The organism is Paenibacillus oryzae, from assembly GCF_001675045.1.
Taxonomy (GTDB): Bacteria; Bacillota; Bacilli; order Paenibacillales; family Paenibacillaceae; genus Pristimantibacillus; species Pristimantibacillus oryzae.
In genome coordinates this window covers 25,643-40,066 of the sequence record NZ_LYPA01000043.1, presented here as the reverse complement: position 1 = coordinate 40,066, position 14,424 = coordinate 25,643, and the positions used below count along the sequence as shown (strand labels likewise).

15 protein-coding genes are annotated in these 14,424 nt (G+C 50.8%); all 15 read right to left on the bottom strand.

The annotated features are described in order from the left end of the window. Positions 1 to 30 precede the first annotated feature (30 nt). The gene (gene rpsB, locus A7K91_RS07120; RefSeq protein ID WP_068681116.1) at positions 31 to 729 is read right to left on the bottom strand and encodes a 30S ribosomal protein S2; all 699 of its coding nucleotides are present in this window, start codon (positions 727 to 729) and stop codon (positions 31 to 33) included. Between the two features lie 196 nt (positions 730 to 925). Further along, a complete protein-coding gene (locus A7K91_RS07115) occupies positions 926 to 1,549 on the bottom strand; it encodes a hypothetical protein (RefSeq protein WP_068681114.1) in 624 nt (207 codons plus the stop codon). Further along, on the bottom strand, positions 1,542 to 2,090 hold the full coding sequence (locus A7K91_RS07110; RefSeq protein ID WP_068681112.1) for a DUF6115 domain-containing protein: 549 nt from the start codon (positions 2,088 to 2,090) through the stop codon (positions 1,542 to 1,544). Before A7K91_RS07110 ends, A7K91_RS07115 begins: the two co-directional genes overlap by 8 nt. Before the next feature lie 45 nt (positions 2,091 to 2,135). Next, positions 2,136 to 2,459: a hypothetical protein gene (locus tag A7K91_RS07105; RefSeq protein WP_068681109.1), complete on the bottom strand. Its 324-nt coding sequence runs from the start codon at positions 2,457 to 2,459 to the stop codon at positions 2,136 to 2,138. 75 nt (positions 2,460 to 2,534) lie between these two features. Continuing rightward, entirely contained in the window at positions 2,535 to 3,947 is a 1,413-nt protein-coding gene (locus A7K91_RS07100) for a flagellar assembly protein A (RefSeq protein ID WP_425415646.1), read from the bottom strand. Between the two features lie 18 nt (positions 3,948 to 3,965). After that, the gene (locus tag A7K91_RS07095; protein ID WP_068681105.1) at positions 3,966 to 4,751 is read right to left on the bottom strand and encodes a FliA/WhiG family RNA polymerase sigma factor; all 786 of its coding nucleotides are present in this window, start codon (positions 4,749 to 4,751) and stop codon (positions 3,966 to 3,968) included. 4 nt (positions 4,752 to 4,755) lie between these two features. Next, positions 4,756 to 5,205, bottom strand: a complete 450-nt coding sequence (locus A7K91_RS07090; RefSeq protein ID WP_068681103.1) for a hypothetical protein — start codon at positions 5,203 to 5,205, stop codon at positions 4,756 to 4,758. Position 5,206: 1 nt separating this feature from the next. Further along, positions 5,207 to 5,701, bottom strand: a complete 495-nt coding sequence (locus tag A7K91_RS07085; RefSeq protein ID WP_068681102.1) for a chemotaxis protein CheD — start codon at positions 5,699 to 5,701, stop codon at positions 5,207 to 5,209. Further along, positions 5,698 to 6,318 carry a chemotaxis protein CheC gene (locus A7K91_RS07080; RefSeq protein ID WP_068681100.1) on the bottom strand — a complete coding sequence of 207 codons (621 nt, stop codon included), beginning with the start codon at positions 6,316 to 6,318 and terminating at the stop codon, positions 5,698 to 5,700. Before A7K91_RS07080 ends, A7K91_RS07085 begins: the two co-directional genes overlap by 4 nt. 2 nt (positions 6,319 to 6,320) lie before the next feature. After that, a complete protein-coding gene (locus A7K91_RS07075; protein WP_068681098.1) occupies positions 6,321 to 6,782 on the bottom strand; it encodes a chemotaxis protein CheW in 462 nt (153 codons plus the stop codon). 13 nt (positions 6,783 to 6,795) lie between these two features. After that, on the bottom strand, positions 6,796 to 8,868 hold the full coding sequence (locus A7K91_RS07070; protein WP_068681096.1) for a chemotaxis protein CheA: 2,073 nt from the start codon (positions 8,866 to 8,868) through the stop codon (positions 6,796 to 6,798). 40 nt (positions 8,869 to 8,908) lie between these two features. Further along, positions 8,909 to 10,282 (bottom strand): protein-glutamate methylesterase/protein-glutamine glutaminase, encoded by a 1,374-nt coding sequence (locus A7K91_RS07065; RefSeq protein ID WP_068681094.1) that lies wholly within the window; start codon positions 10,280 to 10,282, stop codon positions 8,909 to 8,911. Between the two features lie 25 nt (positions 10,283 to 10,307). Then, positions 10,308 to 11,177 carry a MinD/ParA family protein gene (locus A7K91_RS07060; RefSeq protein ID WP_068681092.1) on the bottom strand — a complete coding sequence of 290 codons (870 nt, stop codon included), beginning with the start codon at positions 11,175 to 11,177 and terminating at the stop codon, positions 10,308 to 10,310. Beyond that, complete coding sequence (gene flhF / locus A7K91_RS07055; protein ID WP_068681090.1) at positions 11,170 to 12,384, bottom strand: flagellar biosynthesis GTPase FlhF; 1,215 nt, start codon at positions 12,382 to 12,384, stop codon at positions 11,170 to 11,172. The genes A7K91_RS07060 and flhF overlap by 8 nt, the downstream gene beginning before the upstream one ends. Then, positions 12,381 to 14,411, bottom strand: coding sequence for a flagellar biosynthesis protein FlhA (flhA, locus tag A7K91_RS07050; RefSeq protein WP_068681088.1), 2,031 nt, complete (start codon positions 14,409 to 14,411; stop codon positions 12,381 to 12,383). Before flhA ends, flhF begins: the two co-directional genes overlap by 4 nt. Positions 14,412 to 14,424 lie beyond the last annotated feature (13 nt).

The window sequence follows — 14,424 nt, the reverse complement described above, 5'->3', positions numbered from 1 at the left end:
TTGTTTGCTCATTTGTTGGTTATGGAATCCTTAAGCAGTTGTTTGCTCGCCTTGGTTAGCTTCCACAATTGCGTCAGCCATCTTGGCAGTCAACAGCTTAACGGCGCGGATAGCGTCGTCGTTGCCAGGGATTACATAATCGATTTCGTCAGGATCGCAGTTTGTATCTACGATACCAACGATAGGAATACCAAGTTTGCGAGCTTCTGCAACAGCAATACGCTCTTTGCGCGGATCGATAATGAACAGCGCGCTTGGCAGGCCCTTCATGCCTTTAATGCCGCCCAGGAATTTCTCCAGACGATCTTTTTCTTTGCGAAGAATGATAACTTCTTTCTTAGGCAGAACCTCGAAAGTGCCGTCCTCTTCCCATTTCTCAAGCTGTTTCAGACGATCGATACGCTTTTGAATAGTTTGGAAATTCGTCAGCGTGCCGCCGAGCCAGCGTTGGTTGATGTAGAAGTTTCCGCAACGCTCAGCTTCTTCCTTAACGGAATCTTGAGCTTGTTTCTTTGTGCCTACAAACAGCATTGTGCCGCCTTCAGCTGCAATCGATTTAACAAAGTTGTACGCTTCGTCAACTTTTTTAACCGTTTTTTGCAAGTCGATAATGTAAATGCCGTTTCTTTCTGTGAAGATATAACGATCCATCTTTGGGTTCCAACGACGAGTCTGATGACCGAAGTGCACCCCAGCTTCAAGCAGCTGTTTCATGGAGATAACCGCCATTCTTCAACACCTCCTAATAATGGTTTTGTGTGTCCCTCCGCCGCTCGCATTTTCTGCCGCAACCTTCGCCGGACGAGGGCAACCTGACAGAATTGATTGGCGTGCGTTTTTAACACCGTGAATTAATATACCATATCTGAGAACGCGGCGCAACAATTGGTTACAATCCTTATAGAGATTGTTCACACACGTTTAATTAACCGCGCCACAGAAGACTGTCCAGCTTTGCTGCTTCTTTGGGGGGCAGCGGGATTCCGGTAATAATGTTGATCACCTCATCGAGCGTGCTTGCTCCCGGAGGAAACAAAAAATACCCGGCGCGAACAAGCTTGTTCCGGGATTTCATTTCTTTCGCAAACGATTCCGCTGAATCCAAAACGCCGGCAGCTGCCAGCAATTCAGCCGCTTCAGTCAGGCTGCTTCCATGCTCTATACGCACAACGACGGAATCAGCCGGCTTATCCCCTGCATTTTGGGAAGCAGCGGGAGGGGGAGCCGTCTCAAGCAATCCTGTCCCGCTCTCCGGCGATTGAGTCGGCGCTTTTGCGGTCTCCTCAGAGGCTTCCTCGTCCTTTTGTTCCCTTTGAGAGGATGGCTTCGGCGTGGCGGCAACAGATCCGCTCGGCGAAGCCAAATTCGCCGTGGGATCAGCAGACGGCGCAGCCGTTGCTTCAGGCTTCTGCGCCCCCTGCTCCAGCTCCCGCCCAATACCTTCAAGCCCGCGCTGGCTGGCCTCGCCCATATAAAAAAGCTCCAGCAGCAAGGCGCCAATAATAATACCAAGACCTAAACCGATCAAAAAGGAGCGTTTGTTAACCATGGACGCCTCCCTCTTGCTTGGCCAAGCCGATAATAAGCGAAACTTCCCCTTTGTTCATGCCCAGCTTTTTTGCAATGGATTCAATGGATTTCCCTTCCCGGTAAAGCGTAAACAGCTCTCCGTACCGGGCTTCAATGGAGTGAGGGGAAGTAGGCTGCTCCATTGCCGTCTCATTCTTCTCCAGCGCCTTTGCGGCGGTAGAATGAGGAGCAGGCGCCGCTTGGCGGCTTGCGGCGGTTTCCTTTATGAATGTAGCAGCAGCCTGAAGCTGACCGTCCAGCTCCTGACAGCGAAGCTCCAGCTCGGAAATTCGCTTCTCGAAGACGGCATGCTCCTTCCGGTTGCTTTGCTGGCTGCTTTTGACCAGCTCCACCAGCTCTTCATTGTCCCGCTCCATATTTTCCATAAACTGCTCCAGAGCCGTTTCCATATTTTGCGAGCTTTGGCCGGACGCGCCGGAGCTGCCTGTCCGTTTGGGCAAAATGATCGCAAAAACAACAACAACGGCTCCCAGAAGCACGATATATTGCCAAGCATCCATAAATCAGCTACCGCCCTTCGATAGTTCCTGCAGCTCCTTGCAAGGCTACAGCTTGATGTCCAAATGATGTCCTTTGTAGGGATGGGCTGGCTCCTGCGGCTGTTCCTGCTCGGCTTCCGCCGATGCCTTTTTTCCTTGCCGGCCTTTGCCGCTCTCCCAGCCTTCGCCGTCTTTGTCCGTTCGCATGCTGCTTTTGGCCGTGTTTTCCGTTTCCGTGCTTTGCGTCCGAAGCTCTTCCGTGCGCTTGGTTGTACGGTCTGCCAAAATGTTTTGTTCGGTGATCGGCCGTTGCGCGGCCTGCTGCTGCATGCTGCTGAATTCTTGCGTACGCGGCACCGATATTTGCAAGTCAAGCGGTTGAAACGTCACTTGGACCGCCCCTTCCGAAAAAGTTCGTGTTCAAAAAAACCGCTTTTGAACAAACCTCAAATAGACACGTTTGGCTTATCCTTTAGGCTGATAAGGCACAAGCGCAATATCGCCTTCCATTAACCTGAATGAAATGCGTTGTGCGCTATCTTTTACAAACTTGGTATAACGTCCGATTACAATTTTCACACCGGGATAAACAGTTCCGCTTACATCAACTCTGGACCGTCCTGTTTCCTCTAGCGTTTTTTCGATTTCAAACATGCGCTCCTTGGCTTCCTCAATCTCTGCCGCATTTTGCCGCTTGGTCGAGTTCAGCTTAATTCTCATGGCTAGTCTGTCAGGGGAAAGCTGGCCTGCAGCCGCAAGCTGATCCAATATAACCAAAGCCTTTTCCGTTTTATCCAGCGCTTCATGATTGGTTTTAATGGATGCGCGCAGCTCCAGCAGCTCCTCGCGAAGCTGAGGATTGACGCCGACCTCAATCGCGGTAGCGGTCGACATGGCATTGCCTACCGTACGCGCGGCCACCAGATCGCCAGCCTGCACGTTGCCTCCCACAATAATGCCTTTTGCGCCGGAACAAACAACGCTTTTTCCCGCTTTTACACTGGAATGCATAATGCTTTGGCCAATAATGACATCTTCGCCTGCATAAACGTGCGCATCCTGAATAAAGGAGCTTTTGACGCTGCCTTTCGCTTTAACATGTCCTTTATTGCTTGCCAAAATGCCGCCCGTTACCTCGATAGAGCCCTCCGACTCCAGCTCCGCTCCCTCAACGCCGCCGATAACACGAATATCGCCAGACGCGCGAACGCGAAAGCCGTTCAGTACATTACCCCTTATAACAACCGTTCCAACAAAGTCGATATTGCCGATACCGTAATTGACATCGCCATTAACCTCATATACAGGAAAAACATTAATTTTCCCTTTTTCGGTCAAGGTGATCATTCCGTCGATAGCGGCATAAAGCGCTGTGCCGTCGCCTCCTGGAACGACGTTTTTACCGATTTTGAACCTGGCGCGTTTACCAAGCTTAGGCGGAATCATTTCGCCCGTAACGGTCTGGCCCGGAGGACCTGGCGTCGGATCAACCAGCTCCGCGATCAGCTGGCCTTTCATAACGTTTTTTAACTGCGATACCTGCTTGAAATCAACTTTTCCATCCTGGTCCTCCGCAGGGCGTTTATCTTCATCGCCCAAGCTAACGGTAAACCGAACCATTCCATCCTTGCCTTCCCCAGGACTTTGTCCTTGTGCGATAAGCGTTTGTTCCCTGCAATACGCAAGCGGGTTATTGCTAATCTGCGACAGCACATCGCTGCGGAGCCCATGGACAATCCCTTTGCTTCGAACAAACAACTCCAGCTCTGCCGGCGTGCATTCAAACTCATCCGTCATCTTACTGAACAATAAAAAGGCAGACAGCTTGTCTACGGTTGTTTGAACTTGCAAATATGATTCCAGCTGGTAATTGTCCACCTTAATCCCCTCCTTTGCTTAATGCTGCATCAGTTGATCTTTATGTTTAGCCAACGCTCCCCGAAGCCTCAATATGGCTTTGGAATGAAGCTGGGAAATTCTCGATGGTGATAGCGACATAACCTCGGCTATCTCGCTGAGAGAAAGCTCTTCGTAATAAAAAAGAGAAACAACAATTCTTTCTTTCTCGGTCAATCGTTCGATGCCTTTCACAAGCGATTCTTTTAAATAGAATTCATGAACCTTGTGATCCGGGTTTTTGGCTTTGTCGTCCACCAGCAGCGACATGCGCGTCTCGGACTCTTCCTCGCGTATAGGGTCCTCAAGCGAACAAATGGTCGCTACGGAGATATCTTGCAGCATCGTCGTAAAATCCTTTTCGGTAATGCCCAGATAAGCGCTGACTTCGTGATCGGTGACAGAGCGCATATATTGCTGCTCAAGATGCTGGTAGGCATCCTCAACGCGCTTTGCCTTTTCCCGAACGGATCTTGGCACCCAGTCCCCCTGTCTTAATCCATCGATAATAGCACCGCGAATTCGCCAGGAGGCATAGGTTTCAAACTGCAGTCCCCGCATATAATCAAATTTTTCGATGGCGTCAATCAGTCCCATGACCCCGTTGCTTGCAAGGTCGTCCTTGATGACGTTTTTGGGCAAACCAATCGCCATCCTATTCGTGACATAATCCACAAGCGGCAAATAATTTTCAATCAGCGCCTTTTTGGCATCAAGCTTCCCATGCTCTCTCCAAGCCTGCCACATCCCGATGTTAGTCAAATGAGGCGTCTTAAGCTCAGTCATCGACTCACTCTCCTGTCAGGTGACGTAGTACGTTTGCCAGCTGCTCCGGGCTTTTGTTGTCTGCAGTGACTAGCTGCGGAGGACTAAGCGGCTTAAAGTCGCCACTCTGGCCTTCGCTTTCCGGCGAAGCCTGCGCCGCTCCCGGCGTTCCTGCTCCGCCCTGCAATTGAGCTTTCAGCAAATCGTTTAATTCGTCAGGGTTATCCGGCGTTGTGTAATCAAGCTGCGTTCCAGCACTTTCGGCAGCTTCGTCCTGTACCGCCAATATACCAGGCGGCTTCAGAATAAAAGCTAATGCCATACGAGCTGCATAAGCTAGAATAAAAAAAGAAATAAATGCAAACAAGCTTCTGAGCAGCATTGTGGACAGAGGATTGCTGCCAATAGAGAACATGACGGTCAATCCGGCGCCCAAAACTCCAAATCCCGCATTCCATCGCCAAGTTCCTATCATACTAAATCTCCTTTACTCCATGCTGCATGCTGCGGATCAGCAACATGCCGCTGATGCTGTCGAATTCAACGGTCCGGCCAAAATTGCCCCCCGTATCCTGCGACCGTACAGGGATGCGGTATTGCTGAAGCAGCACCAGGCACGATTCTACATTGCGGGGCCCTATGCGCAAAGAGTCGCCTTGTCCCGAAAAGGCGAACATCTGGGCGCCGCCGGCCATTTTGGCCTCCATACGGAGCAGCTTGGCCCCGCTGTTTTCCATTCGCTGCAGCAGCAGCGGTATTGCTGTATCCGCATATTTTGCGGCATTGATTTGAGCTTCCCTGGCAATTTCGGAAGAAGGCAGCATGACATGCGCCATGCCCGCCACTTTTGCCACGGGGTCAAACAGGGTTAACCCTACACAGGAGCCTAGTCCTGTTGTTTTCAGGATAGCGCCAGCCAGTCCAATGTTGAGATCCGCCATCCCTACTTTTATCAACGTCTGTTCCGTCATTCCTGCACGACTCCCAGAGCCTTGAATATTTTGACAAAGGAATCCGGATCGGGTATGAGGAAAAAATGTCCTTCAAGAGACTGGCGGTCTTCCAGAAATTTGGATTCAATAAGCAGAGCGGAATCGCCCATTTCCCCATATTGCACCAAGCCATAGCTTAGAATGGCTCCGGCCATATCATGTGCCATCGCCGGTACAGAAGGCGACATGGATAGCTTTGTAAGATCGGCAAGGGCAGACAAATAGGAGCCTGCCATAATATTTCCGATTTCATTCAAAGCCGACAATTCCATCTCTGAATATTCTTCGCCGTCCGTATGGTCCAGACCTACCAATTGGTTCAAAATCCGTTTCGCTGACGGCTCGTCGATAATAAAAAACAGGTTTCCAGGCGCGTCGCCTTCAACGCGAAGAAATACAGCCAATACGATTTGTTCAGCGCCGCCTACGCAATCGGCTACCTCTTCAAATGGAAGCAAGCTTACTTTAGGCACCGCCATATCAACGGGTTTGTCCAGCAGCTTGGATAACGCGGTAGCGGCATTGCCCGCGCCAATATTGCCTACCTCCCGAAGCACATCCAGTTCAAAAGCTTCAAATGATTTGAATTTAGGCACGGTTAAACCTCTAATTGCTCAAGCTGAATAATTTCGCTTTTATTGAGCACTTCGGACAGATTCAGCATAATAAGCAGTCTTCCTTCGCTCAGCTTGGCGATGCCGCGCAAATATTTGGCCTTTATGCCGCCTACAATTTCAGGAGGGGATTCGATTGTGTCGCTGTCAATGTCGATGACGTCATTTGCGGAATCAACGATAAAGCCAACTTCCAGCTCGTCAACCGCCACTACGATAATACGGGAATTTTCAGTAGGCTCCGTTTCGTCCAGTCCGAAGCGCCCGCGCAAATCAATTACAGGCACAACGACGCCGCGCAGGTTAATGACGCCTTTGATGAAGGCCGCCGTTTTTGGCACGCGTGTAATCGGTGACATGCGTTCAATGGTACGAACCTTGTCTACTTCTATGCCATACTCCTCTTGGCCAAGCGCAAATACGATAACTTTCAATTCTTCTCCCATCGCAATAACCTCCTTATTTGATAAGTGCATTTGGATCAATAATAAGCGCTACATAACCGTCTCCCAAAATTGTTGCTCCGGAAATGCCGTAGACGTTGGTCAAATATTTGCCAAGCGATTTCAATACGATTTCACTTTGGCCAATAAACTCATCCACCATTACCGCCGCCAGCTTCTCGCCCTTCTTAATGACGATAATTTCCGTTTCCTGCTCCTGGCTTTCGTCATAGTCCGGCGATTCCAGCACTTGGCTAAGCGATACGAGCGGAATGATGGAGCTGCGGAATTGAATCATTCGATTGCCGTGCACATTCAAAATTTTATCCCGCTGAATGATGCCCGTCTCTACAATGGAAGACAAAGGAATGGCATATTTTTCAGAGCCCAGCTTGATTAGCATGGCAGAAATAATCGACAGCGTCAGCGGCAGCTGAACCGAAAATTTGGTGCCTTTGCCATAAGCCGAGGTTACTGTGACATTACCGCCAAGCGAGGTGATTTTGGTTTTTACAACGTCTAGTCCAACACCGCGTCCCGAAATATCGGAAATTTTGTCCGCTGTGCTAAAACCTGGCGCAAACAGGAGCATATTGATTTCATCCGGCGATAGCTTATTCGCCTCTTCTTCAGTCACGACGCCATTTTTAATGGCGATGGCTTTTACCTTATCCTGATTGATGCCATGTCCGTCGTCTTCAATTTCGATAAATACATGATTGCCGCTGTGATAAGCTCTCAAATGGATGGTTCCCGTTTCTGGCTTGCCAGCCGCCAAACGCTCTTGAGGCATTTCTACGCCGTGGTCGCCGGAATTGCGAATGAGATGGACAAGCGGATCGCCGATTTCGTCAATAACGGTACGGTCCAGCTCCGTTTCGGCGCCTGTAATAACAAGATCCATTTTTTTATCCAGCGTTTTGGCAAGATCCCTTACCAGACGAGGGAATCTATTAAATACAGTGTCAACCGGCACCATCCGCAGCTTCAGCACGATATTTTGCATATCGGAGCCCACGCGCGACATATGCTCCACCGCTTCTGTCAAATCGGTGCGTTTGATTTCGCTTGCCAGCTGCTCCAGCCTGACCCTGTCAATCAGCAGCTCGCTAAACAGATTCATTAACGTATCCAGACGTTCAATGTCGACGCGGATTGTACGTCCTACGCCTCCGCCCTGCTGGGATTGCGCTTGTGCGGCAGGCGCTTTCTTCACCTGCTGCTCCGCCTGCGGTTGAGGCGCAGCCGCTTGAACAGGCTCGGCAGGAGCAGGCGCTGACGCAGCTGCAGCCGGAGCTGCCGTAAGTGCGTTAAGCGACTCCACGTCCAGCGGCGTTACAGTAACCGAAGCAATTTCTGAAATATTGGAGATTTGCTCCGTCAGTACATCTACAGATGCCGTAGAAATCGTAAAGACGGTAAAAGAGCGATCAAATTTCTCTTGCTCCAAATCCTGTACGGTTGGTTCGGACTTGACGATTTCTCCGTTTGCTTCAAGCAAATTGAAAACCATATAAGCGCGAGCCGCCTTAAGCACGCAATTTTCATCAATCGTGACTTGTATGTAATAAGGCTGATGCCCGCTTTCCATCGACTGCATCATAATGGAGGTCTGGAATTGATCCAGCAGAGCCTTCCCCAGCTCCGCGCTTGACGTTTCTTGCATGGCAGAGCCGGAAGCCGCGGCTTCGGCCATTCCGCTGCGATAATCGCTGTTCACGATTTTTTGCAGGGAGGCCACGATGGACGTTACATCCGCTTGTCCCGTTCCTCCGCCTACAATGTCGTGAACCATTGCCTCCAGCGCGTCAAGACCTTTGAACAAGGTGTCAAAAATAAAGCTGTCCATCTTCAGCTTGCTGTTGCGAACCAAGTCCAGCACGTTTTCCATCTCATGCGTAAGCGATGCGAGGTCCTCAAACCCCATCGTTGCCGACATCCCTTTAAGCGTATGAGCGGAACGGAAGATAGACTGAACGATACTCAGGTCTTCGGGACTGCCTTCCAGTTGAAGCAGATTTTCATTTAAAGATTGAAGATGATCGTTTGATTCGTCGATAAACATGGACAAATACGCATTCATATCCAATTTCCAGCACCTCCTGTTAGTGTACTCGTTCAATCACTTCCTATTTCGACACTGCACTCACAAGCCGGGTGGCAATATGCTGCAGCGGCAATACCGTTTGAACAGCTCCGCCTTCCACCGCTGAACGCGGCATTCCGTAAACAATGCATGTTTCCTCGGCTTCCGCAATCGTTGAAGCTGCTCCGCTATTCGCGAGCGCCTTCATCCCTTTGGCGCCGTCGCTCCCCATACCGGTCATAATGACCGCATGCCGGGTCAATTCCGTCAATGGCACAAGCGATTCAAACATGACATCTACTGATGGCCGGTGCCCATTGACTTGAGGCTGGCTGCCAAGCTGAATCCAATAGCCCAGCGAATCGCGGGCAAGCTCCAGATGGAAGCCTCCGGGAGCTATATACACCGTCCCTGCTGCCGCGCGCATGCCATGCTCCGCTTCAACGACCTTTAAGGCGCTGAAGCTATCCAAGCGCTGCGCCAGCGATTTGGTGAACCGCGGCGGCATATGCTGAACCACCAGCACAGGCGCAGGAAAGTTGGCAGGCAAGGAGCATATCACCTCATGAAGCGCGCGAGGCCCGCCCGTCGAGGTGCCGATCGCCACCAGGTGCTTAAAGGCTCCCGCCGCTTGAGCCTTTGGTTCCGGCTTAGGCGGAAGAGTAACTTCTTTAGGCCGGGCAACAGTCTTAAGCGGCTGAGACGCAGGTTTATCCTCAATCGTCTTTTTGGCCCTATCCGCGAGGCCTGCAGCAGGTGCTGCCTGAGCCGCTTTTGGCGCAGCTTTCAGCTCTGACGTATGGGGTTCAAAGGCAGGCTTTTGCACCAATTCCGCTTTTCCAGAAGATTTTGACTCCACCGGCTTGTCCTGCGCCGAAGGCTTTCCATACGCTTTGGACAGCAGCCCGGTTTGCTCTGGAGCTTTTTGCAGCAATGTCTCCTTTGGAGACTCCAGCGCCGGCGAGGCGGCCGGCTCATTCGTCTGATTGGCCTGCGCATTGCGGTTGGCGGCTTTAACAAAATCAACCGCCGCTCTTAATTTGTCGCGAAGCAGCTCGCCAACCTGATAAATATCGCCAGATGCAGGCCCGGACGGCTTACGGATAAAATCAAATGCGCCATATTCCAGCGCCATGATGGTGTCCCTTGTATTGGCCTCGCTTATGCCTGACAACATAATGACTGGCAACGGGCAATTTTTCATAATGTACTGGAGCGCTTGAAGACCGTTCATAACCGGCATTTCGAGGTCCATCGTAACAACATCCGGCTTGTACCGGGTTATGGCGGATACCGCTTCTATTCCGTTAACAGCGGTTGCCACGATCGTAAATTGCTTGTCCCGCAAAATCAGATCGCCTATGATGGTCCGCATAAAGGCGGAATCGTCGACAATAAGCACACGATAAGGAGCCATCTTTTTTCCTCCTTCATTCAAAGGATTACCTTGATAGTCTGAATAGTTTTGTCAAAAATCCTTTGACGCCGCCCTCCGCCTTGCTTTGCGGAATTGCCAGAAACGACTGGGCAATCCCGCCTACGGCAGCTGCAGCATCACAATCCGGATACGCGAGAAGAAACGGAACTTGCCGTTTTACGGCTTTTGATACGTGACTATCGTCAGGGATCATCCCCAGCCAGGGCAGCTCAAGCTTGAGAAATTGATTGGCGACAAGCTGAAACTTCTCTGCGGTTTCCTTGCCCTCCCTGCTATTGCTCGCACGATTGACGATAAGTCTAAAGTTCGCCTGTACATCCTTCATGCCGCTTACCATTTTGATTAAAGCGTAGGCATCGGTAATCGACGTTGGTTCCGGCGTCGTCACCACAAGCGTTTCCTGGGCTGCCGCAATAAACTTGACCGTTTCTTTGGACAACCCCGCGCCAGTATCAAACAAAATAATGTCATATTGATCATGCAGCTTCTCGATTTCGGTAGCGAAACGATTGAGCTGCGACTCCGACATATCAATGAGATCGTGGAAGCCGGAGCCTCCGGCAATGTAATGCAGACCCTCGGAGCCGAGCTGAATAATATCCCAAATGCTCTTCTCTTGTTTCAATAAATGATAAAGGCTATAGGTGGATGTCCGGCCCATCAAAACATCTATATTCGCCATGCCGATATCGGCGTCGAACAGAAGAACCTTTTGCCCCAGCCTTCTCAACGATAGAGCAAAATTCAAGCTGAAATTGGATTTGCCTACTCCGCCTTTGCCGCTTGTGACGGTAATGATCCGGGCTGATTTGCGTTCCCTTTCAGGATCATGCTGTCTGATCAGATGTCTTAACGCTTCCGCCTGGTCATTCATTTAGAGCCTCCCCCAGCAGCATCGCTATGTAGGAGCCCGCTTGGAAAGGAGCGATATCGTCGGGAACGGTTTGGCCGCTTGCCAAATGAGTTGGCTGCAATTCAAACCGAAGAATCAGATTAAGAATAGCGCCATAAACCTCTGTCTCATCCAGCTTTGTAAACAATACCTTTTGTACGCCGTATTGGATAAAACGTTCGGCGATGGCGACCATATCCGCCGTTTTTCCAGTCAAACTGAGCACCAGCACCGTTTCTCCCGGCTGATCCGACTGAAGCAGGCTGTTCACCTCGGATACATGCAGCTCGCTGCGAAAATTCCGCCCCGCCGTATCCATCAAGATAAGATCCCGCTCCGCCAGCTGGCGATATGCCTTAGGCAAATCCATTGGCGAAAACACAACTTCCATCGGTACATTTAAAATGTTGGCGTAGGTGCGGAGCTGATCAACGGCAGCGATTCGATAGGTATCGGATGTAATAAAGCCGACCTTTTTGCCCAGCTTAATGGTTTGCTCCGCCGCAAGCTTTGCTATTGTTGTTGTTTTCCCTACCCCTGTCGGGCCGACAAAATGAACAACCCGTGCGCTAGGATCGATTCGCCCATGATTAAAGGGCTCAAGCCATTCCTCCAGCTTGCTTGCCGCCAAGCTCCAAACCGTCTCCGCTTCCAGCTCCACGGAAGAGAGGGTTTGCTGCTCTTGAAGCCAATCCAGCAGCTTGCCAACCAGCTCTTCATCCACCTCCTGCTTCAGCAGCCGCTGCTTCAGCGCCAGAAGGGGCGGCGACATGGCATGAAGATCGCTGCGTTCCTTCGACATCTTCACCATAAAAGAACGCAGCTCACGAATTTCCTCAATAATAAATTGCTCCTGACTCCCCCGTTTCTCCACAGGTTTTTCAGGTTCGGGCGGCGCCGGCTTGGGCGGCTCGGCGACCGCAGTTGAAGATCGTTGAGCGGTTTGTAAAATTTGTTCCACCACAGCCGCAACCTCCGGCGCGGGTTTTCTAAGAGGAGGCTCCGGCGCTTTGGCGGCATTGGTTTCAACCGCAGCGATAACCTCCATTTTCCGCTTGCGGAACATGCCCATAAAACCGCCAACCTTGATTTCCTTTGTTTCCAAAATGATGGCGTCTTTGCCTAACTCGGTGCGAATGAGCGAAACCGCTTCGGGCAAAGCTTCTACTATGTAACGTTTCACTCTCATAGATTCACCACCCCGATGCTCTGCACTTCAATATTGGGCTCAAGCTCGCTGTAGGACAAAACCGGCACTTCCTGCATCGTGCGTTCCAGAATTTGCCGCAGGTACATCCGAATCGTCGGCGAAGCCAATACGATTGGCTGCTGCCCGGACTGGATTTGACGGTTTACGTGCTCGCCCAGACGCTGGTAAATCTGCTGGGTCGAAACGGGATCAAGCGCAATATAGCTTCCGGTATCGCTCTGCTGGACCGATTCGGCAATTTTTTTCTCCAGCTGCGGGCCGACGGTAATGACTCTCAGCATGTCTCCGCCTGGCGAAAACTGCTGAGTAATTTGGCGGGAGAGCGACTGCCGAACATATTCCGTCAAAATATCGTGATCCTTCGTATATTGGCCGTGATCAGCCAGCGATTCAAAAATGGTCACCAGATCACGGATTGAAACTTTTTCCTTCAACAGCTTGGAGAGCACCTTCTGCACATCGCCAACGGTCAAAATGGACGGGATAAGCTCTTCTACAAGCGCCGGGTACGACTCCTTCACATTATCGATCAGAAGTTTTGTTTCTTGTCGTCCGATCAGCTCATGGGCATGTCGCTTGATGATTTCCGTCAGATGCGTGGCAACCACCGATGGAGGGTCAACTACGGTATAGCCCGACAGCTCCGCTCTTTCTTTGGTGGCTTCATCAATCCAGATAGCCGGCAGGCCAAACGCAGGTTCCGTCGTTTCAATACCGGTAACCGAATCATCCTCAAAACCGGGGCTCATTGCCAAATAATGATTCAGCAGCAAATCGCCTCTGGCGACTGTGTTGCCTTTAATTTTGATGACATATTCATTGGGCTTCAGCTGGATATTGTCGCGTATCCGAATAACGGGTACAACAAGGCCAAGCTCGAGCGCGCATTGCCTTCGGATCATGATGATCCGATCCAGCAGGTCGCCTCCCTGCGTCGTATCCGCCAGAGGAATCAGACCGTAACCAAATTCAAATTCGATAGGGTCCACCTGCAGGAGACTTATGACACTCTCCGGGCTGCGAACCTCCTCGATCTGCTGCTCCTCTACCATCATCTCATCCTCGACCTGCTGACGATCAAATCTGCGCTGCATATAATAAGCGCCAACAGCAATTGCAATCGCAAACGGCCACGTGCTCAAAATGCCGATTGGCGTCAAGCCCAATATCGCAATCGTGCCCGCAGCTACGTACAGCATTTTAGGATAACGGAACAACTGGCCCGTCAGGTCATCCGCCAGATTGCCATCGGAAGCCGCGCGAGTAACGATCATGCCTGCGGCTGTCGAAATCAGCAAGGCAGGAATTTGCGCAACCAGGCCATCGCCGATGGTCAAGATGGAGAAGGTTTCAAGCGAATCCCCAAAGCTCATGCCATGCATCGCCATACCAACAATAAATCCGCCGATCAGGTTGATGATCATAATAATGATTGTTGCAATGGCATCGCCTTTTACAAATTTGCTGGCGCCGTCCATGGAGCCGTAAAAATCGGCTTCGCGCTCAATTTTGGAACGGCGTTCCCGAGCCTGCTGTTCATTAATCAGCCCGGAATTGAGATCCGCGTCGATACTCATCTGCTTGCCCGGCATCGCATCCAGCGTAAAGCGTGCAGCAACCTCGGCAACGCGCTCCGAGCCTTTAGTAATAACGATAAATTGAACAACAACAAGGATTAAAAAGACGATAAACCCGATCGCTACCGCTCCGCCGCCGACCCAGCTGCCAAAGGTCGCAATAACCTCGCCTGCTTCCGCATGCGTCAGGATGCTCCGTGTCGTGGAAACGCTGAGCGCTAGTCTGAACAAGGTCGTAATGAGCAATATCGTCGGGAAAATGGAGAAATCCAACGCTTCTTTTGTATTCATCGCAACAAGCAAAATCATAAGCGCGAGCGAAATGTTCATTATAAGAAGCAAGTCAATCAGAAAAATCGGGATCGGGATAATCATCATGAGCACGATCCCGATTATGCCTACAATTACGAATAGATCTTTAATTTTCATGATGTCGCCTCCT